The organism is Roseateles microcysteis, from assembly GCF_036880965.1.
GTDB lineage: Bacteria > Pseudomonadota > Gammaproteobacteria > Burkholderiales > Burkholderiaceae_C > JAUASW01.
This window is the reverse complement of sequence record NZ_JBAJMV010000007.1, coordinates 249,351-269,261: the sequence shown is the minus strand read 5'-3', so window position 1 is coordinate 269,261 and position 19,911 is coordinate 249,351. Positions and strand designations below refer to the sequence as shown.

Sequence of the window (19,911 nt, the reverse complement as noted above, 5' to 3'; positions counted from 1 at the left end):
TCGCGCCGTAGTACTTCGTACGGAGGCTTCAAGGTCGGCGCCGGCCCCTGGCGACCATGATGTGGTGTGGGCGGCATAATCGCCCCCTTCAGATTCCATCCAGCGGAGCGCTGCACCATGGCCTCGGTCAACAAAGTCATCCTCATCGGCAACCTCGGCCGCGACCCCGAGCTGCGCTACAACCCCAGCGGCGTCGCTTTCTGCACCATCAGTCTGGCCACCACGCGCCAGTGGAAGAACCGCGAAAGCGGAGAGCGCCAGGAAGAAACCGAATGGCACCGCGTCGTCTTCAACGACAAGCTGGCCGAAATCGTCGGTGAATACGCCAAGAAGGGCCGTCCGCTCTACGTCGAAGGCCGCCTGCGCACCCGCAAGTGGCAGGACAAGGAAGGCAAAGACACCTACACCACCGAAATCATCGCCGACCAGATGCAATTGCTGGGTGGCCGTGATGGCGGTGACGAAGGCGGCAGCGGTGGCGGCGGCTATGCCCGCGGCGGCCGTGGCGCCGGCGGTGGTGGTGGCGATGAAGGCGGTGGCGGCTACGAGCGCGAAAGCCGTGCCCCGGCCCCGCGCGCGCCAGCCGCACGCCAGGCACCGGCGCCTGCCCCGAAGTCGGCCACCGGCTTTGACGACATGGATGACGACATCCCCTTCTGAGATCTTCTTTGTAAGATCGAAGGGCAAGAAGCCCGCAGCGCTTGGCGCCGCGGGCTTTTTTCATTTCGATTTCATTTCTATTGATGTCGTAGCCCGCACAGGGCACGGCAGACAACAACAGCAGGGAGGCTGTGGACATGAAGACTTGCTCTGATTCCAGGGGGCAGGGCGCGAGCCGTGCAGCGAGGCGCTGGTTGCCGCTGCTGGCAGCCCTCAGCTTGATCTCGGCCGGACTGCCAGCCTGGGCCGAATGCAAGCTGCGTTCGATGGAGATCCCGGTTCGCCTGGTCAATCACCGGCCGATTGCGACGGTCGAAGTCAACGGCGTCGCGCTGCCAATGCTGGTCGACAGCGGTGCGTTCTACAGCTTCCTGCAGGCCTCCACGGCGGCTGAGCTGCAGCTGCCCTTGCGCGAGCTGCCGGGGGACCTCCGGCTTGAGGGATACACCGGCCGCATCGAGGCCAAGCGCACGAAGGTCGACAAGATCAAGATCCAGAGCGCCGAGATTCCCAATGTTGAATTCATCGTCGGGGGCAACGAGCTGGGCTCAGGCATTCGCGGCATCCTCGGGCGCAACCTGCTGGCGGCCGGCGACACCGAGTACGACCTGGCGCGTGGGGTGATCCGCCTGGTCTTTCCGCTCGGAGAATGCCGCGACACCAACCTTGCCTACTGGGCAGGCGATGCGCCCGTCATCAGCGAAGACCTGCACCGCCGGGACGGTGCGATCCGCGTGCCCGTGCGCGTGAACGGCAGGAAATTGATTGCGGTGCTGGACACGGGCGCACCGGGCACCGCACTGAAGATGCGCGCGGCACGCCGTGCCGGCATCGACGACAAGGAAATGGAAATGGTCGGCCTGGTGGGCGGCGCGGGCGATGGCAGGGTGCGCTCCTGGACGGCCAATGTGACGGCCTTCGAGCTCGGCGGCGAGAAGATCGCCAACAACCGATTCGCGATCGACGAGACCTCCAAGGGCGACGACGACATGCTGATCGGCCTCGACTATTTCCTGTCGCACCGGATCTATGTATCGCGGGGCCAGAACAAGCTGTACGCCACCTGGAACGGCGGCCCGGTCTTCGCCCGTGCTGGCCAAGAGGGCGTTTACGACCAGAGCCATGCGGCTGTGCCGGCAGACGTTGCGCCCGAGAACGCCAACGGATTTGCCGCTCGCGCGGCGGCGGCCGTGACCCGCGGGGATCACGCGGCTGCCCTGAAGGACCTGGATCGCGCTTGTGAACTCGCGCCGACGGACGCACACCATTTCCATGCGCGCGCCCGGGTCAAGCTGGCGCTGCGGCAGCCGCGCGAAGCCCTGGCGGACTTCGACGAAGCCTTGCGCCTGCAGCCCACGCTGGCCGAGGCGCAGATGGACAGGGCTGGTTTTCGCTTCGCCACGAAGAACCGGGCCGGTGCCGAAGCCGACCTGCAGGCCCTCGATGCCGCCTTGAGCCCCTCATCCCCCTTGCGGATGAATATGGCCAGCCTCTATGCCGAGCTGAACCTGGCGCCCGAGGCCTTCCGGCAGTGGGAGCTCTGGCTGCCGACGCGCCGCAGCGACGCCAGGTTTTCCCATGTGCTCAACCAGCGCTGCTGGCTGCGCGCGCGCCTGAATATCGAGCTGCCCAAGGCCTTGGAGGACTGCAAGCAGGCGATCGACAAGGATGGCGCCGAGCCGTCCTATCGAGACAGCCTGGGCTGGACCTACCTGCGGCTCGGTGAGGCTGCCAACGCCCGCAAGGCTTTCGACGCCGCCATTGAGCGTCAGCCCATTGCATGGGCGCACTTTGGCCGGGCCATCGCCCTGCAACGATTGGGCAATCCCGAAGCAGCGCAACGCGACCTGGAGGCGGCGCGAAAGCTCGATCCAAAGATCGAGGACGGGGTGCGCAAGGCCGGCTTCGGTGCGCTGCTGAGCGAATCGCCCATCTGATCAACGCGTCTCCAGCCTCAATCTCAACCCGCCCGCCGGCCGCAGGGTAACGGCCAGGCGCGGCACCGGCTCTGCCTCGCCATCAAGCGGCTGCAAGCTGAAACGCTGCAGCAACTGGGCGGCGAGGATGTTCATCTCCAGCAGCGCGAAATGCTGGCCCAGGCACACGCGCGGGCCCAGGCCGAAGGGAATGTAGGCGCCGCGCGCAATCTCGTCCGGCGCACCGGGCAGAAAGCGCTCGGGCCGGAATTCGTCGGGGCCGCGCGGCCACCAGCGTGGGTCGCGCTGCAGCAGCCAAGGCGTCACGCGAACCATGGTGCGCGCCGGCAGGCGCAGTGTTCGGCCGTCCGTCAACTGCAGCTCGATCTCGCGCTTGAGCCGGCGCGTCAGCAGCGCAGCGGCGGGCGGATACAGGCGCATCGCTTCCTTCAAGGTGGCACCGAGCCAGGGCAGATGGGCCAGGTCGTCGGTGCCGGGCGCGCGGCCTTGCAGACGGGAGTCGATTTCTTCGGCCGCACGTTTCTGGGCCGCCGGGTGCCGGGCCATCAGCCAGCTCCACCACAGCAGCGCCGTGGCGCTGGTCTCGTGGCCAGCCTGGAAGCTCAGCATGCACTGGTCAAAAACCTCCCGCTCGGTGAGCGCGCCGCCACCTGCCTCGTCGTCGCGCAGCGCCAGCAGCATGCCCAGCAGATCGGTGCGGACCTCGCCTGATCGGCGGCGCTCGTCGATGCGTTCATTCAAGAGGCCGTTGAGCAGGCGCAGCGCGCGGCGCTTGGCGGCCTTGCCGGGCAGCGGCAGCCAGTCCGGCAAGGTCATCGGCCAGAACATCTCGCGCAGGCCGATCTCGCTGAGCTTCTGCACCGCGGCGGCGGCCTCGTTGGTGTTGGCGCCAATCGGACGACTGAACAAGGTGCGCGAGATCACGTCCATGGTCAGCTGGCTGAACAGCGCGTCCATCGCAGTGACCCCAGCTTGCAGCTGGGCAAGCCCGGCCTCGCCGGCCTCGGCCATCTGTGCTGCATAGCCGGCCACCTTCTTCGGCGTGAAGGCCTGCATCAGCATCCGCCGTTGGCGCTGCCAGGTCGGCCCTTCGGTCACCAGCACCGACTGCCCCACCGATTCGGCGAACACTTCAGTGCCCCGCTCCCACCGGATCAGGTCGTCCGCATGGTCGATCAGCAGGCGGCGCACCAACTCGGGATGGAAGAGGTCCAGCGTGCGCTCGTTGACGATTTGCAGCCGTACCAGGTCGCCGTGCTCGCGCTGATGGCGTTCCAGCAGGCCCAGGTAGTCGCGGCTCATCGCCAGCAGATTGCTCAGGCCGAACCAGCGGGTCTCAGGGCCGGGGAGATCGTCGTAGTGGATTTGCATGGCGGCATGGTGCCCATTGGGGCGGCGGGCCTATAGAACGATTGCGACACAATGATCCGCATGAATGATGGCGCGCGCCTCTGGCTGCCCCCGCTGAGCCTGGCGGGCTGTGTGCGCGCCGGCTTTCTGCGCGACACGCGCAGCCTGCTCCTGCATGGCGATGAGCTCGATACCTACTACCCGGCCTCGCCGCTGGTCTGCCTGACCTTTACCTTTGCAGGCTCCGCCGAATGGCTGGCCTCGCCCGGCTTCGTGCCGCCGTCTGCCGGCTTCCGGGTCTGGCCGGTGGCGCTGTCGGGGCCTATCACGGGCCCGACGCATCTGCGTGTGGCGCCCGCGGGCGTCCACGGCTTGCAGCTGCTTTTCCTGCCGGACGCCTTCCGCCTGCTGACCGGCATTGACGCCGCCTCGCTGGTGGACCGCTGCGTGGATGCAGCCAGCCTGCTGCCTCCGGACTGGCTGGACTGGACCGCGTCCCTGGCCGGGCTCGCGGACGACGAAGCCCGGCTCGCGGCGATCGAAGCCTTCCTCGCGCCGAGGTGGCAGCCTGTTGCTGCGCATGAAGGCGCTGGCCAGCGCTATTCGCAGTGGCTGGAGGCCTTGGCCGTGCGTGCCGCCGGCAGCGCGGCCGGGCGCAGCATGCGGCAGTTCGAGCGGCGCATCAAGGCCTGGGCCGGCCTGCCGATGCGCGAGCTGCGGGCGGTGTCGCGCGGCGAGCAAGCCTTTCTTGCGGCCGTGGCTGAGGCGCAAGCGCCGTCCTGGGCCGAGCTGGCCCTGCAGACCGACTACGCCGATCAATCCCATTTGTGTCGCGAGACGCGCCGCCTGACCGGCTTCAGCCCCGAGGATTTGCGACAGCGCATGCGCAGCGAGTTGGCATTCTGGCCCTACCGGCTCTGGACCTGATGCTCAGGAATGGGCTTGCCAGTCCGTTCCTTATATGTGACCATTGAGTCACCTATGAAGCCCGACGAGCTCGACGCCACCTTCCACGCCCTGGCCTCCGAGCCGCGTCGGCGCATGCTCGACTGGCTGGTCAAGGAGCCCGGCTGCAATGTGGCGCGGCTGTGCGAATGCTTCGAGGGCGAGCTGAGCCGCTTCGGCGTGATGAAGCACCTGCAGGTGCTGGAGCGCGGCAATCTCGTCATCTCCCGCAAAGAAGGTCGCGAGCGCCTGCTCTGGTTCAATGCCGCGCCCATGCAGCTGATCCACGAGCGCTGGAGTACCGAGCTCAGCGCCTACTGGGCGCCCCGACTGACGGCTCTGAAGTACGCGGCCGAAGGCGCCGAGGTGCATTCCCTGTTCCCCACCCCCAAGAGGAAGTCACAGCCATGAGCGAACGCGTTTTCCGCATCAAGATCAGCGCGCCTATCGAGCGCATCTGGCACGAGCTGACCAAGACCGACGAGGCGCAGGGCGCGATCTACGACGCCTGGCTGCACACCACGGTCCTGGGTCCCGGCGCGCCGATGCAGATGCGCACGGGCAGCGGCAAGAACGTGATCGTCGATGGCCGGGTGCTGGTCTGCAATCCGCCGCACCACTTTGCGCACACGCACCGCTTCACGCAGCACGACGACCCGGTCTGCGAGGTGCACTACGAGCTGAAGGAGCTGGGCGGCGGCGAGGTCGAGGTCACCTTGCGCGTGGTCGGCATCCCGGAGGGCACGGCCACGGGCAAGGCCATGGCCAGCGGTGGCGATTTCATCCTCAAGCACCTGAAGCTGCTGGCCGAGGGCCAGGGCCTGCCGCTGTCGACCAAGCTGATGTACTTCATGATGAACCACATGGAGTTCGTCCTGCCCCAGCGCTGCCGCAGCGCCAATTGGCCCATGAAAGCAAAAGGCGACTGAGATGGCAGACCCCCAAGCAGCCCTGCTCACGCAGGTGAAGAACATCCAGGCCAAGACCGGCCTCACCCTCGCGCAGATGCATGCGCAGATCGAGGCCAGCGGCAAGGAGAAGTACGCCGAGAAGCGCAGCTGGGTGATGGAGCGCTTTGGCCTGGGCCATGGCGACGCCAACACCGTGGTGCACTTCATCGGCAAGCCGCTGCCCGATGTGCAAGTGGGTGCTGCGCCGCCAGCTGCCGAAGGCGACCCGCTGGATGCCATCTACACCGGCAAGAAGGCAGCGCTGCGGCCCTTGCATGACGCCGTGATGGCGCGCATTGCAGAACTCGGTGATTTCGAGATCGCGCCCAAGAAGACGTATCTCAGCCTGCGCCGCAACAAGCAGTTCGCCATGGTCGGGCCGGCCACGGCCAGCGAGGTCGAGATCGGGCTGAACTGCAAGACCCTGGCGCCGCACCCGCGGCTGAAGATCCTGGCGCCCGGCGGCATGTGCCAGGCGACGACGCGCATCAGCGATGCCAGCCAGGTTGACGCGGTGCTGCTGGGCTGGATCGCTGCGGCCTACCAGGCGGCTGCTTGAGCCTGGTCAGCCGGCCAGCCGCCTCAGATCCACCCCAGATCAATCGCCCTCAACACCGCCTGCGTCCGATCCCTCACGCCCATCTTCGAGAACACCGTCGAGCAGTGGTTCTTGATCACGCCCTCGCTGTTGCCCAGCAGGGCGGCGATTTCGGTGTTGCTGCGGCCGCTGGCGACGAGGCGCAGGACCTGCAGCTCCTTGGGTGACAGCGGATCGGGTTCGGGCGTGGCGCTGAAGGCGCGCTCGCCGCTGTGGCGCTCGATGCGCTCGGTGATCAGGGGGCGCAGCGCCGTGCCGCCGGCGGCCACGTCGCGCAGCGAATGGAACAGCACCTCGGGGCTGGTGGCCTTGAGCAGGAAGCCGCGAGCGCCAGCCGAGACAGCTTCGTCGAAGGCGGCGCTGTCGTCGAAGGTGGTCAAGAGGAGTACCGGGATCTTCAGGGCCCGCGCGGCCAGGGCGCGGATCAGGCCGACGCCGTCCATGCGCGGCATGCGCATGTCCGAGAGGATCACGTCGGGCAGTTGCTCCGCCTGGGCGGCCGAGATCCACTCCAGCGCGGCCGCACCGTCGCTGGCCTCGCCCACCAGCTCGATTTCCTCGTGCAGGGCCAACAGGCCCTTCAGGCCTTCGCGGACCAGTTGCTGATCCTCGACCAGCAGCAGCTTGATGTGGGACGAGGGGGCTTGCGGATTGATGCTCTTGCTCATGGGGTACTCAGGCTGTTCTGGGGCACTGCAATTCGATTGCGAATCCGGGCTGCAGCGAGCGCGTGCCCATGCTGCCTCCCAGCTCATTCATCCGTTCGGCCATGCCCTTGAGCCCGTTGCCGGGCTGCAGGACGCGGGGGCCCTGGCCGTTGTCTTCAACGCTCACGCGCACTGCTTCAGCGCTCGGCGCCGACAAGCATATGCGGATTTCGCTGGCGTGCGAATGGCGGACGCTGTTGGTGACCGCCTCCTGTACGCAGCGCAGCAAGGCGTGCGCCGTTCTCGGGCCCAGGTCGCGGGCGGCTGGGGCAATATCCAGCTGGATGCGCGGATGGCTGATGCCGGCGGCCAGCGCCTCCAGCGCGCTGCTCAGGTCGATTCGCTGGGCATTGCGCTCGGCCGAGACGGCGGCGCGTACGTCCGCGAGCAGGGCCGCGGCGCCTTGCTGGGCCTTGGCCACGGCCTGGGCGGCGGCCGCTGCATCGTCGCGCTGCAAGAGGGCCGAGCCGACCTGCAGATGAAGGTTCAGGGCGGTGAGATGGTGGCCGACCACGTCGTGCAGCTCGCGCGCCATCAATTGGCGCTCGGCGTAGCGCATCTGCTCGGCCTGCCACTGCTCGGCGCTCATGCGCTCGGCTAGCATGGCCTGCAGCCAGCGGCGCTTCTCGGTTTCTGCCGCCGCCATGCGGCCGAGGCCGAAAGCCAGGCCATGCAGGGCCACCAGGGCCATCAGCTGAGACATGGCATTGACCCACACTGGCAGCTCGGAGCTGAGCAGCTCGGCCCGCTGACTGTCGCTCGGCAGCACGAGGTAGAGCAGCAGGCCGATGCCGACCTGGCCGAGGCCGAAGATCAGCGCCTGGCGGCTGCGCAGTTGCACGGTGGCCAGGGCGGTCACGAGGAAGGGCAGGCCCGGCGTCACGGCCAGGGCAAGGGCGTTCAGGCCGATCAGGCCGGCCAGCGCATGGCGCGGCGGGGTGTCGCCGGCTTGCGCGGTCAGGCGCCAGCAGCCATAGGCGAACAGGGCCAGCAGCGTCAGGCAGGCGAGCAAGAGACCCAGGTCGTCGCTGGCACCGCCCAGGCGACGGTAGAGATTGGGCAGGATGCCGTCGTAGGCATCGGTGCGGCGGCCGGCCAGCGCGGCGCCGGCGGCAATCAGCTCGAGCAGGCAGATCGACAACGCCGCAATGCGCAGCACGACCCCGGGTCGGGCCATTTGCTGGAGCAGGCGTTCAATGCGGTCCACGGAGTTCCCGGCGAGCAAAAGGTGCGAAGCGTGCCAGAGCCGGGACTTTGATCACCGTGCCGATGGTCATGCGATCCCCCGACCCGGTGCCATCCGGGCCGTCAGGCCTCGGCGCCGACGATGACGCCGCCACCCAGGCAGACCTCGCCGTCATAGATCACGGCGCTCTGCCCTGGCGTCACCGCCCATTGCGGCTCGGGGAAGCGGAGCATGAAGCGGTCCGGCGGCAGATCGGTGAACTGGCAGGCTGAATCGGCCTGGCGGTAGCGGCTCTTGGCGGCCAGGTCGACCTCAGTTGGCGCATGGCCGCTGCACCAGCTCAGGTCGTCGGCCACCAGCATCCGGCTTTGCAACCAGGGGTGGTCATGGCCCTGCACCACGATCAGCGTGTTGCTTTCCATGTCCTTGCGGGCCACGAACCAGGGCTCGTGCGCACCGCCGCCGCGCGGGCTGCCCTTCTCCTTCACGCCGCCAATGCCCAGGCCCTGGCGCTGACCCAGCGTGTAGAAGGACAGGCCGACATGCTCTCCCAGCTTGCGGCCGCGGTCGTCCTTGATAGCGCCGGGCTTGTGCGCCAGATAGCGGTTCAGGAACTCGCGGAAAGGCCGCTCACCGATGAAGCAGATGCCGGTCGAGTCCTTTTTCTTCGCATTGGGCAGGCCGATTTCCTCGGCAATGCGGCGCACCTCGGTCTTCTTGAGCTCGCCGACCGGGAACATGGTCTTGGCCAGCTGCGCCTGGTTCAGGCGGTGCAGGAAGTAGCTCTGGTCCTTGGTGTGGTCCAGGCCCTTGAGCAATTGAACTTCGCCCTGATGCTCGCGCACCCGCGCGTAATGACCGGTCGCGATCTTTTCGGCGCCCAGGCGCATCGCATGGTCGAGAAAGGCCTTGAACTTGATCTCGGCATTGCACAGCACGTCGGGGTTGGGCGTGCGGCCGGCCTGGTACTCGCGCAGGAAGGCGGCGAACACGCGGTCCTTGTAGTCGGCGGCGAAGTTGACATGTTCGATCTCGATGCCGATCACGTCGGCCACGGCTGCCGCATCGACGAAATCGATGTTGGAGGAGCAGTACTCGCTGTCGTCGTCATCTTCCCAGTTCTTCATGAAGATACCGACCACCTCGTGGCCCTGCTGCTTCAGCAAATGGGCGGTGACGGCCGAATCGACGCCGCCGGACAGGCCGACGACCACGCGCTGCTTCTTGGGATTCCCGGAACTCATGCTGGCAATTGTCCCGCAAGCCCCAGGCCCGGCGCTGCCGTCAGGGCTTTGCCGGCTTGAACAGCTGGCGCACGGCGATCAGGGCGGCCGGGTGGTAGACCGTCATGTGCGTCTCGTCGGGCAGCGGCAGCAACTTCCAGTGGGCGGCCTTGGCCTGGGTCAGCAGCTCGGCAAAGCGCCTGGCCGGCTCAAGAATCGTCGGCTCGCTGCTGCTGGCCACGAGGAGCGCCGGCTTCACGCTGGCCGGGCGTGTCTTCAGCGTCTGGGCGGCCGTGGCGATCAGCCCTTCCTTGTTCCACCAGAGGCTGGGGTCGAGTGCGATATAGGTGTCGAACAGCGCCGGCTCCAGCACCCAGGTCTCGACGACGAAGAGCCCGGCCAGCGACTCGCCGATGATGGCCCGCTCCTGGGTCGTGCGGTAGCGCGCCTGCACCGCCGGCATCAGCTCCTCGCGGATGAATTGGCGAAAGGCCGCCGAGCCGCCGACGCGAGGCGCGATCTTGCGGTCCGAGGCCTGTTCGGTCGGGCCGGTCAGGTCGCGGCGACGCTCGGTGTTCTCGATGCCCACCAGGATGAAGGGCCGCATCGTCAGGTTGGCCGCCGAGACCTGCAAGAGCCCGGCCACATGCAGGAAGTCTTCCGCCAGGCCGCCGTCGGGCATGTAGAGCACCGGCCAGCGCTCCTTGGGTGCCTGGGCATAACCGGCCGGCAGGTAGACGTTGATGCGGCGGCTTTCGCCGACGGCCTGGGACTTGATGGTCAGCGTCTCGCCGATCACCAGCGGTTTGACTGCTTCATCGAAGCCAGCGGACCAGGCCGGGGAAAGGGCGACCAGCAGGCAGGTGCTGGCCAACAGTCGTCGCAGCTGATTCATCAGTGAGCGCTTCCAGTGAATTTGCGCGGCAGTGTAGAGCTCAGGACTTGACCAGCGGCGCATAGAGCGAAGCATCGACCCGGATCACGTCCAGCGGCAGGCACCGCCCGGCCGCATGGTCTTCGCAGCAGCGCAGCACCAGCGGGCTGCGGTGCCGCTCAGCGGTGGCGCGCAGCTCCTCCAGGCTCATCCACAGCGTGCGGACGATGCCCTGGTCCAGCACCCTGCCGGCGATCTCATCACCGGCGCGGCCACCGAAGGCCAGGCGCAGATAGGTCACATCCTCATGCCGGGCCGGCCGCACGAAGCGTGCCATGTAGGCGCCAAGAAAGAACTCCGGTGTGAATGGCCTGGCCGTTTCCTCCAGCGCCTCCCGCACCACCGCCTCCAGTGGCGACTCGCCTTCTTCCAGGTGCCCGGCCGGGTTGTTGAGCATCAGGCCTTCGGGCGTCTCCTCTTCGACCAGCAGGTAATGGCCGTCCCGCTCGATCACGGCGGCCACGGTGACCGAGGGCCGGAAGCGTTCGTGATTGGGCATCTGTGGCTTGCTCGCTTGTACGGGTGTCGGGTGTCATCCCTATTGTGTAAGCTCCGCGAAAGCAGCCGCTGGCCCGAACTCAGATTTTCCCCAGGAGGGATTCATGCAGATTGGTGTTCCGCGCGAAAGCGCGGCCGGAGAAACTCGCGTGGCCGTCACCCCAGAGACGGCCAAGAAGCTGGTGGCGCAGGGCCATGCCTTGCTCATCGAGAGCGGTGCAGGCGTCAGCGCCAGTGCCATCGACGAGGCCTATGTGGCCGCCGGCGCCCAGATCGTGGACCGTGCGGCCGCCCTCGGCGCCGAGCTGGTGCTGAAGGTGAAGAGCCCGAACGCGGAGGAGCTGGGCCTCATGAAGTCAGGCGCGGCCCTGGTCGGCATGCTGAACCCCTTCGACCGGCCGGGCCTGGAGGCCCTGGCAGGCGCCGGCCTCACGAGCTTCGCCCTGGAAGCCGCGCCCCGCACCACCCGGGCGCAGAGCATGGACGTGCTGTCCAGCCAGGCCAATATCGCCGGCTACAAGGCCGTGATGATCGCGGCCGACAAATACCAGCGCTTCTTCCCGATGCTGATGACGGCAGCCGGCACGGTGAAGGCCGCACGCGTGGTCGTGCTGGGCGTCGGCGTCGCCGGCCTGCAGGCCATTGCCACGGCCAAGCGCCTGGGCGCGGTGATCGAGGCCTCGGACGTGCGGCCCTCGGTCAAGGAACAGGTCGAGTCGCTGGGCGCCAAGTTCATCGACGTGTCCTACGACACCGAGGAAGAGAAGGAAGCCGCGCAGGGCTCGGGCGGCTACGCCAAACCGATGCCGCCCAGCTGGCTGGAACGCCAGAAGGTCGAGGTGGCCAAGCGCGTGGCCCAGGCCGACATCGTGATCACCACGGCCCTGATCCCCGGGCGCGCCGCCCCGGTGCTGGTGACCGAGGAGATGGTGAAGAGCATGAAGCCGGGCTCGGTGATCGTGGACATCGCCGCCCCGGCCGGCGGCAACTGCCCGCTGACCGAGGCCGGCACCACCGTGGTCAAGCATGGCGTCACGCTGGTCGGCGAGACCAATCTGGCCGCGCTCGTGGCGGCAGACGCCTCGGCGCTCTACGCCCGCAATGTGCTGGACTTTCTCAAGCTGGTGCTGCCAAAGGATGGCGGCTTCCAGGTTCCGATGGATGACGACATCGTCGCTGCCTGCCTGATGACGCAGGGCGGCACGGTCAAGAGGAGCTGAGAGCGATGGAACTGGTCTCCCCCCTGGTCACCAACCTGATCATCTTCGTGCTGGCCATCTACGTGGGCTACCACGTGGTCTGGACCGTCACGCCCGCCCTGCACACGCCGCTGATGGCCGTCACCAACGCGATCTCGGCCATCGTCATCGTCGGTGCCATGCTGGCGGCGGCCTTGACTGAAACCGATGCCGGCAAGTTCATGGGCACGCTGGCCGTGGCGCTGGCGGCGGTGAATGTGTTCGGCGGCTTTCTGGTCACGCGAAGAATGCTTGAGATGTTCAAGAAAAAGGCGCCGAAGAAGGAGGGCAAGTGATGAGCATGAACCTTGTCACGCTGCTTTACCTCGTTGCGAGCGTCTTCTTCATCCAGGCCTTGAAGGGCCTGTCGCATCCGACCACCTCGATCCGCGGCAACCTCTTCGGCATGGCCGGCATGTTGATCGCCACGGTCACCACGGCCGCCCTGATCGTCAAGCTGGCGCATGGCAACCTCTTCGGGCTGAGCTATGTGCTGGTCGGCCTCCTGATTGGTGGCGGCCTGGGCACCTACATGGCCAACAAGGTCGAGATGACCAAGATGCCCGAGCTGGTCGCGTTCATGCACAGCATGATCGGCCTGGCGGCGGTCTTCATCGCGAGCACGGCCGTGCTGGAGCCCAATGCCTTCGGCATTGCGCCCACGCGTGAGCTGATTCCCGGCGGCAACCGCATCGAGCTGGCCCTGGGCGCCTTCATCGGTGCCATCACCTTCAGCGGTTCGGTGATCGCCTTCGGCAAGCTCAGCGGCAAGTACAAGTTCCGCCTGTTCCAGGGCGCGCCCGTCACCTTCACCGGCCAGCATCCGCTGAACCTGGTGCTGGGCCTGGCCTCGGCTTTCTTCATCTTCGGCTTCTGGCATTCGGCCTCCTGGATGGACTTCGGCCTGGTGCTGGCGCTGGGCTTCCTGCTGGGTGTCCTGCTGATCATCCCGATCGGCGGCGCGGACATGCCGGTGGTGGTGTCCATGCTCAACAGCTATTCGGGCTGGGCGGCGGCGGGCATCGGCTTCTCGCTCAACAACTCCATGCTGATCATTGCCGGCTCGCTGGTCGGCTCGTCCGGCGCCATCCTCTCGTACATCATGTGCAAGGCGATGAACCGCTCGTTCTTCAATGTGATCCTGGGCGGCTTCGGCGGCGAGGCCGGTGGCCCGGCCTCAGGTAGCACGCAGCAGCGCAACGTGAAGAGCGGCAGCGCCGACGACGCAGCCTTCATCATGGGCAATGCGGAGAGCGTGATCATCGTCCCGGGCTATGGCCTGGCGGTGGCGCGCGCCCAGCATGCCGTGAAGGAGCTGGCCGCCAAGCTGACCGAAAAGGGCGTGACCGTGAAGTACGCCATCCATCCCGTGGCCGGCCGCATGCCGGGCCACATGAACGTGCTGCTGGCCGAGGCCGAAGTGCCTTACGACCAGGTGTTCGAGATGGAAGACATCAACGCCGAGTTCGGACAGGCCGATGTGGCCATCATCCTCGGCGCCAACGACGTGGTGAACCCGGCCGCCCACATCAAGGGCAGCCCGATCTACGGCATGCCCATCCTGGAGGCGTACAAGGCCAAGACCATCATCGTGAACAAGCGTTCGATGGCGGCTGGCTATGCAGGACTGGACAACGAGCTGTTCTACATGGACAAGACCATGATGGTCTTCGGCGACGCCAAGAAGGTGGTCGAGGACATGTTGAAGGCCGTGGAATAGCAAACCGGCGGCTGACCGGGTGGGCGCACAGCGCCCCCGGTTACCGCCCGATGACAGAAGGGTCAAGGCATCGGTGAGAATGCCGCCCGAACCCTGGAGACAAGGCAATGGAGAGCAAGACCTGGCTGCAGCACTACCCGGCCGGCGTGAGCGCCGAGATCAATGCTGATCAGTACCCGTCCCTCGTGGACCTGATGGAGGCGGCATTCCGGAAGTACCCGGAACGCCAGGCCTACACCATGATGGGCCGCAGCATCAGCTTCGGCCAGCTTGACCTGGAAGCGAAGGCGCTGGCCGCCTACCTGCAGAGCCTGGGCCTGGAGAAGGGCGACCGCGTCGCCCTGATGATGCCCAATGTGATGCAGTACCCGGTGACCGTGGCCGCCGTGCTGCGCGCGGGCTTCGTGGTGGTCAACGTCAATCCGCTCTACACGCCGCGCGAGCTGGAGCATCAGCTCAAGGACAGCGGCGCCAAGGCCATCGTCATCCTGGAGAACTTCGCGGCCACCTTGCAGCAGGTCATGCAGAACGTGCCGACCAAGCATGTGGTGCTGGCCTCGATGGGCGACCTGCTCGGCTTTGCCAAGGGCATGATCGTCAACTACGTCGTGCGCAAGGTGAAGAAGCTGGTGCCCGAGTTCGAGCTGCCCAGCGCGGTGCGCTACAAGGACGCTGTTTCGCGCGGCCGGGCCCTGAGCTACAAGGCGCCCAAGGTCTTGCCGACCGACATCGCCGTCCTGCAATACACCGGCGGCACCACGGGCGTCTCCAAGGGCGCCGTGCTGCTGCACCGCAACCTGGTGGCCAATGTGATGCAGGCCGAGGCCTGGTACCAGCCGGCCTTGAAGAAGGTGCCGGCGAGCGACCAGCTGGTCAGCGTCTGCGCGCTGCCGCTGTATCACATCTTCGGTTTCACCACGAACATGATGCTGTCCATGCATGTGGGCGGCAGCAACATCCTGATCCCGAACCCGCGCGACCTGCCGGCGGTGTTCACCGAGCTGTCCAAGCACCGATTCAACAGCCTGCCGGCCGTGAACACGCTGTTCATGGCCATGGCCAACCATCCACAGTTCAACACGGTGGACTGGAGCCATCTGGTGATCTCGGTCGGCGGCGGCATGGCCGTTCAGCAGGCCACCGCCAAGCTCTGGCTCGAGAAGACCGGCTGCCCGATCTGCGAGGGCTACGGCCTCTCTGAAACCTCGCCGGTGGCGGCCTGCAACCCGACCGACAGCGAGGCCTACACCGGCACCATCGGCCTGCCGCTGCCGAGCACCGAGCTCAAGCTGCTGGACGACGACGGCCAAGAGGTGGCTCCCGGCCAGGCGGGCGAGATCGCCATCCGCGGGCCGCAGGTCATGGCGGGCTACTGGCAGCGCCCGGACGAAACCGCCAAGGTCATGACGGCCGACGGCTTCTTCCGCACCGGCGATGTCGGTGTCAAAGATGAGCGCGGCTACTTCAAGATCGTGGACCGCAAGAAGGACATGATCCTGGTCAGCGGCTTCAACGTCTATCCGAACGAAGTCGAGGATGTGCTGACGCAGATGCCCGGCGTGCTCGAGGCTGCGGCCGTGGGCGTGCCGGATGCGAAAGCGGGCGAGGCGGTCAAGGTGGTGATCGTCAAGAAGGACCCGAACCTCACGGAGGCCGATGTGCGCGCCTATTGCGAGGCCAACATGACCGGCTACAAGCGGCCCAAGATCGTCGAGTTCCGCACCGAGCTGCCCAAGACACCGGTCGGCAAGATCCTGCGCCGCGAGCTGCGCGACAAGTCCTGATCGCCCATGCCGGGCTGGTGCTGAGGCGTGGGCCTCACTCCCCGTCGCAGGCGATCTTGCGAAACGCGAAGTCGATGCCGCGCAACTGACCGTTGCGCATGCCTTCGATGCGGGCCTGCATCTGCAAGCCCTCGCGCTTGTAGCTGATGCGCTGCGGGAAGTCGTGCCCGGTGTTCTCGAACAGCACCGATTGCGACCCCTGCTCCTTCAAGCCGAAGGCGGTGGGTGGCCGGCCCTGCGGCTGGGCGATGAAGTCCAGCTTGCCCTCGGCATTCGGCCGGATCTGCAGGAACTCGAACTCGGCCAGCTTGCCGCGGCGCAGCGTGCGTGACATGCCCATCATCTGCCCGGCGGCCGGCGCCATCCATTGCTCGGCCGAGCCGGCTTCGGCGCCCTCGAGCTTCCAGCAACCGGCCATCCATGCGGGCGGCGTCGCTGCCTCCTGGGCATGAGCAGGGGTCATGATCAGGAGGCAGAGAAAACTCACAAGAGGCAGGGCTGGGCGCATGGAAAACTCCGCGTTGAGTGCGGGACAATTCAACCATGCCTCCCCGCTTCTTTGTTGATCTCGCGCTTGCCGGCCAGACCGAGCTGAACCTGCCGCCCGGCGCCGCCCGCCATGTCCAGGTCTTGCGCCTGCAGCCCGGTTCCGCCCTCACGCTGTTCGATGGTTCGGGCTTTGAATGGCAGGCCGAGGTGAAGACCATGGGGCGCAGCGAGGTGACGGTGCACCTGCAGTCGCAGCAGCTCGTCCAGCGCGAGCTGGCGAACGCGGTGACGCTGGCCGTGGTGATGCCGGCCAACGACCGCATGGACGGCATCGTGGAAAAGGCCACCGAGCTGGGTGCCGCCAGCGTGCAGCCCTTGATGAGCGAGCGCTCGGTGCTGCGACTGAATGGCGAGCGGGCCGAGAAGAAGCAGGCCCATTGGCAAGGCGTCGCGGTTGCCGCGGCCGAGCAGAGCGGCCGCAGCAAGGTCACGCGCATTGCGCCGGTGCAGACGCTGGCTGCCTGGCTGGCGTCGCTGCCCGAGTCCACAGCCGATCAACGCCGCTGGCTCTTGAGCCCCACGGCGGCCGAGCCGCTCTCGCGCTTGAACAGCCAGGCGGCGGACCAGACGCTGGTCCTCAGTGGCCCGGAAGGTGGCTTGAGCCCGGCTGAAGAAGCAGCGGCGCGGGCCAGGGGCTTTGTGGCGGCGCAGCTGGGCCCGCGCATCCTGCGTGCCGACACCGCGCCATTGGCCGTGCTGGGCTGGCTGGCCTTGAGCGAACGCTGAGCGTTCAGCCGGCCACGAGCTTTGGATCGCCCGCTTCGACGTTGAAGCGGGCGGCCAGGCTGACCGTGGGCTCCAGCGTGGCAATGCTGTTGATCGTCATGAAACTGGTCTGCACTTGCTTGGGTGTCACTTCCACCACCGCATAGCCGCATTTACCCGCCTGCGCGAACTGCGCGTGCGGATTGGCGGCCTTGATGTCCGCGATCATCTTGGGGAAGAAGGAACTCATGGTGATGCCCGTCACGACGAACTCGCTGGCCACCGTCTGACGGGCAGCCTCGCCACTGCCGCCGGGCACGTTGCAGGCCCAGTTCTCATGCAGGTCGCCGCCGATGAAGACCGGCCCTGCCACGTCCTGGCCCACGAGGCTGGCGATCAGGCGTTCGCGCGCCGCCGGGTAGCCGTCCCAGCCATCGTTCCAGACCCGCTGCTTGCCCAGCACCGGGATCTTGCGCGGCGAGAACATCGTTGTCTGCAGGAGCAGGTTCCAGGCCTGGCCTTCGCCGCGCCGCTGCTTCGCCAGGCCGGCGTGCAGCCAGGCTTCCTGTTCGGCACCCAGCATCGTGCGCTTGGGGTCCAGCATGGCGTCGCAGACGGGTGTTTCGATCATGCCGCCCACACCTGAGCAGGCTTGTGCGTCGCGGTACTGGCGGCAGTCCAGCAGGTGCATTGAAGCCAGCTGGCCCCATTGCGCACGGCCGTAGATGCGCAGCTCTTCGCCGTCCTGCGTCAGCCCTTGCATGCCGCGCACCAGGCTGGCCAGGCGAAGCGGCATGTGCTCGTAGTAAGCCTGGTAGGCCGCGCGGCGCTGGCGTGCCTCGGTGCCAGGGGCGAGGCCACGCGCCGGGCTGCCGGCGTAGTCGTTCAGTACCTCGTGGTCGTCCCAGATCAGGAGCCAGGGCAGGGCCGCATGCGCCTCCTGCAGCGCCTGCTCGCGTTTGTGGGTTTCGTAGTGCAGGCGGTAGCCGTCCAGCGTGCGGGCCGGCTCCAGGCCGCGCGGCAGGATGGCCGAGGGCCAGGCACCGGAGTCGTAGATGTAGTCGCCAAGAAAGGTCATGGCGTCCAGGTTCTCTTCCAGCATGCGCGAGTAGGCGCCGAAGTAGCCGTTGGCCAGGCGCTGGCAGGAGGCGACGCCAAGGCGCAATCGCTGCACCGGCTCATCCGGCGCGGGCAGGGTGCGCGTGCGGCCGGTGGGGCTGACCGCGCCGCCGACCAGGAATCGATAGTGGTAGTGCCGGCCGGGCTCCAGGCCTTCGACTTCCACATGCACGCTGTGCGCCAACTGAGGCAGTGCTTGCGCTGTGCCGGTGCGTACGAGCTTGCTGAACGAGGCGTCGTCGGCCAGTTCCCAGCGCACGTCCAGCGGCGCATCGCCCCAGGGGTTGCGCAAGGTGTTGAGCGGCAGCAGGCGCGTCCACAGCACGATGCCGGTGGCGCTGGGCATGCCGCTGGCGACGCCGAGCTGGAAGGGGTCGACCTCCAACAGCGGCGCTGCCTTGCTGAGGGAGCCCCATTGGCCGAGGCTTGCTGCCGTGGCCATGCGCAACCAATCACGTCGATTCATCACCATACCTCCGCTGCAGCAGCATAGCGGTGGATTGGCGGTGCCAGGGCGTTCGGGCGCTCGCTCGGGGTCAGGTCTCGCGCTTCTCGCGTGCCGAGCCCTTGACCAGGTCGAAGCGGAACAGCCGGCACTCGATCGGGCCGTTCCACATCGGGAAGCGGCGCGATTCCTTCAGGCGCATCTTGTTCGGCAGCTTCATGTCGGGGCTGAGCATCCAGGCCGTCCAGCCCGATTCCTCGCTCGTGTAGCCGCGCTTCCAGTGCGAGGCCAGGCGCGGGAAGAACTCGTCGTCGGCATCTCTTTGCTCCGAGCCCGAGGCATCGCGGACCGCGGCCGCCTTGCCGCGCACTTCGATCCGCTCGCCATAGGGCGGGTTCATCATCAGGGTGCCGGGCATGTTCTCGGGCAGCGCCGGTGCCGGGCGCTCCAGCGCATCGCCGCCATTGAACTGGATGTACTGGGCCACGCCGGCTCGTTCGGCATTGCGCCGCGAGAAGTCGACCATGCGGAAGGCCACGTCGCTGGCGAAGATCGGCACAGCCGGCGGATGGACGCGGGCCTGCGCCGCACGCTTCATCTCGGACCAGCGGTTCTGCAGCGGCGCGAACGGCAGTTGGCGCTCGAAGGCAAAGCGGCGGTTGATGCCGGGTGCGATGCCGCAGGCAATCTGTGCCGCTTCGATGGGGATGGTGCCGGAGCCGCAGCAGGGGTCGTGCAGGGCACCGCCAGTCTCAGGCGTGCCGCGCCAGCCGGCAGCGGCCAGCATGGCGGCGGCCAGGGTTTCCTTCAGGGGGGCATCGCCCTTGTCCAGGCGCCAGCCGCGCTTGAACAGCGGCTGGCCTGAGGTGTCCACATAGAGTGCGGCTCGCTCCTCGCCAAGGTGCAGGACGACCGGGAAATCTGGGTCGTGCGTATCGACGCTCGGACGCTCGCCGAACTCCTCACGCAGCTGGTCGCAGATCGCGTCCTTGATGCGCAGCGTGGCGAAGTTCAGGCTCTTCAGGGGCGAGCGGTGGGCGGTGGTGTCGATCTTGATGGTTTCGCGCGGCGTGATCCAGCGGGTCCAGTCGACCTTCAGCGCCAGCGCGTAGAGATCGTCCTCATGGCGGTAGCCGCCCTCGATCAGCTCGACCAGCACGCGCTGCGCCAGGCGGCTCTCGAGGTTGATTGCCAGCACCGCCTCGTACGGCGCCTTGTGCAGCGCCACGCCACCGCGCAAGGCCTCGGTGTGAACCTTGGGCACGATGGTGCGCAGCTCTGCTTCCAGCAGCGCTTCAACGCCGCCGGGGCAGGAGACGAACAGATCGAGGGTTTCGGGGCGGGACATCGGCAGGGCCTGGCT

At 67.0% G+C, this 19,911-nt stretch carries 20 protein-coding genes; 11 read left to right on the top strand and 9 right to left on the bottom strand.

The genetic code is table 11. From position 1 onward, the window contains the following. Positions 1–117 precede the first annotated feature (117 nt). Both ssb and V3596_RS19865 read left to right on the top strand, forming a co-directional pair. Positions 118–660, top strand: a complete 543-nt coding sequence (ssb, locus tag V3596_RS19870; RefSeq protein ID WP_334279571.1) for a single-stranded DNA-binding protein — start codon at positions 118–120, stop codon at positions 658–660. A 137-nt stretch (positions 661–797) separates the two neighbouring features. Continuing rightward, positions 798–2,597 (top strand): aspartyl protease family protein, encoded by a 1,800-nt coding sequence (locus tag V3596_RS19865; RefSeq protein ID WP_334279570.1) that lies wholly within the window; start codon positions 798–800, stop codon positions 2,595–2,597. Here V3596_RS19865 and V3596_RS19860 read toward each other — a convergent pair whose 3' ends face one another. Then, positions 2,598–3,968 (bottom strand): cytochrome P450, encoded by a 1,371-nt coding sequence (locus V3596_RS19860; protein ID WP_334279569.1) that lies wholly within the window; start codon positions 3,966–3,968, stop codon positions 2,598–2,600. It abuts the gene before it with no gap. 51 nt (positions 3,969–4,019) lie between these two features. Between V3596_RS19860 and V3596_RS19855 the strand changes: the two genes are divergently transcribed. From V3596_RS19855 to V3596_RS19840, 4 genes are read left to right on the top strand one after another with little or no spacing between them, the layout of a single operon-like run. After that, complete coding sequence (locus tag V3596_RS19855) at positions 4,020–4,874, top strand: AraC family transcriptional regulator (protein WP_334279568.1); 855 nt, start codon at positions 4,020–4,022, stop codon at positions 4,872–4,874. A 54-nt stretch (positions 4,875–4,928) separates the two neighbouring features. Beyond that, complete coding sequence (locus tag V3596_RS19850) at positions 4,929–5,303, top strand: ArsR/SmtB family transcription factor (RefSeq protein WP_334279567.1); 375 nt, start codon at positions 4,929–4,931, stop codon at positions 5,301–5,303. Continuing rightward, positions 5,300–5,821, top strand: a complete 522-nt coding sequence (locus tag V3596_RS19845) for an SRPBCC domain-containing protein (RefSeq protein ID WP_334279566.1) — start codon at positions 5,300–5,302, stop codon at positions 5,819–5,821. The genes V3596_RS19850 and V3596_RS19845 overlap by 4 nt, the downstream gene beginning before the upstream one ends. A 1-nt stretch (position 5,822) precedes the next feature. Next, positions 5,823–6,401 carry a DUF5655 domain-containing protein gene (locus V3596_RS19840; protein ID WP_334279565.1) on the top strand — a complete coding sequence of 193 codons (579 nt, stop codon included), beginning with the start codon at positions 5,823–5,825 and terminating at the stop codon, positions 6,399–6,401. A 23-nt stretch (positions 6,402–6,424) separates the two neighbouring features. On the opposite strand, the gene V3596_RS19835 is transcribed toward V3596_RS19840, so the two are convergent. The 5 genes from V3596_RS19835 to V3596_RS19815 all read right to left on the bottom strand — a co-directional run bounded on the left by V3596_RS19835 (position 6,425) and on the right by V3596_RS19815 (position 10,989). Next, positions 6,425–7,108 carry a response regulator transcription factor gene (locus V3596_RS19835; protein WP_334279564.1) on the bottom strand — a complete coding sequence of 228 codons (684 nt, stop codon included), beginning with the start codon at positions 7,106–7,108 and terminating at the stop codon, positions 6,425–6,427. A gap of 7 nt (positions 7,109–7,115) precedes the next feature. Beyond that, entirely contained in the window at positions 7,116–8,324 is a 1,209-nt protein-coding gene (locus V3596_RS19830; protein WP_334279563.1) for a sensor histidine kinase, read from the bottom strand. Positions 8,325–8,455: 131 nt separating this feature from the next. After that, on the bottom strand, positions 8,456–9,577 hold the full coding sequence (mnmA, locus tag V3596_RS19825; protein WP_334279562.1) for a tRNA 2-thiouridine(34) synthase MnmA: 1,122 nt from the start codon (positions 9,575–9,577) through the stop codon (positions 8,456–8,458). Positions 9,578–9,617: 40 nt separating this feature from the next. Then, entirely contained in the window at positions 9,618–10,451 is an 834-nt protein-coding gene (locus V3596_RS19820) for an alpha/beta hydrolase (protein WP_334279561.1), read from the bottom strand. A gap of 40 nt (positions 10,452–10,491) precedes the next feature. After that, positions 10,492–10,989, bottom strand: a complete 498-nt coding sequence (locus V3596_RS19815; protein ID WP_334279560.1) for an NUDIX hydrolase — start codon at positions 10,987–10,989, stop codon at positions 10,492–10,494. Positions 10,990–11,092: 103 nt separating this feature from the next. On the opposite strand from V3596_RS19815, the gene V3596_RS19810 reads away from it, so the two are divergent. The 4 genes from V3596_RS19810 (at position 11,093) to V3596_RS19795 (ending at position 15,730) form a co-directional block, all read left to right on the top strand. Continuing rightward, positions 11,093–12,208 carry a Re/Si-specific NAD(P)(+) transhydrogenase subunit alpha gene (locus V3596_RS19810; RefSeq protein WP_334279559.1) on the top strand — a complete coding sequence of 372 codons (1,116 nt, stop codon included), beginning with the start codon at positions 11,093–11,095 and terminating at the stop codon, positions 12,206–12,208. A gap of 5 nt (positions 12,209–12,213) precedes the next feature. Beyond that, complete coding sequence (locus tag V3596_RS19805; protein ID WP_334279558.1) at positions 12,214–12,522, top strand: NAD(P) transhydrogenase subunit alpha part 2; 309 nt, start codon at positions 12,214–12,216, stop codon at positions 12,520–12,522. Further along, on the top strand, positions 12,522–13,946 hold the full coding sequence (locus tag V3596_RS19800; protein ID WP_334279557.1) for an NAD(P)(+) transhydrogenase (Re/Si-specific) subunit beta: 1,425 nt from the start codon (positions 12,522–12,524) through the stop codon (positions 13,944–13,946). The genes V3596_RS19805 and V3596_RS19800 overlap by 1 nt, the downstream gene beginning before the upstream one ends. Before the next feature lie 107 nt (positions 13,947–14,053). Further along, a complete protein-coding gene (locus V3596_RS19795; RefSeq protein ID WP_334279556.1) occupies positions 14,054–15,730 on the top strand; it encodes a long-chain-fatty-acid--CoA ligase in 1,677 nt (558 codons plus the stop codon). Between the two features lie 34 nt (positions 15,731–15,764). On the opposite strand, the gene V3596_RS19790 is transcribed toward V3596_RS19795, so the two are convergent. Beyond that, the gene (locus V3596_RS19790) at positions 15,765–16,193 is read right to left on the bottom strand and encodes a DUF6265 family protein (protein ID WP_334279555.1); all 429 of its coding nucleotides are present in this window, start codon (positions 16,191–16,193) and stop codon (positions 15,765–15,767) included. 80 nt (positions 16,194–16,273) lie between these two features. Here V3596_RS19790 and V3596_RS19785 point away from each other — a divergent pair, with 80 nt between their 5' ends. Beyond that, entirely contained in the window at positions 16,274–17,005 is a 732-nt protein-coding gene (locus V3596_RS19785) for a 16S rRNA (uracil(1498)-N(3))-methyltransferase (protein WP_334279554.1), read from the top strand. A gap of 4 nt (positions 17,006–17,009) precedes the next feature. On the opposite strand, the gene V3596_RS19780 is transcribed toward V3596_RS19785, so the two are convergent. Together V3596_RS19780 and V3596_RS19775 are read right to left on the bottom strand one after the other, a co-directional pair. After that, a complete protein-coding gene (locus tag V3596_RS19780; RefSeq protein ID WP_334279553.1) occupies positions 17,010–18,569 on the bottom strand; it encodes an alkaline phosphatase D family protein in 1,560 nt (519 codons plus the stop codon). Positions 18,570–18,639: 70 nt separating this feature from the next. Further along, entirely contained in the window at positions 18,640–19,896 is a 1,257-nt protein-coding gene (locus V3596_RS19775) for a THUMP domain-containing class I SAM-dependent RNA methyltransferase (RefSeq protein ID WP_334279552.1), read from the bottom strand. Positions 19,897–19,911 lie beyond the last annotated feature (15 nt).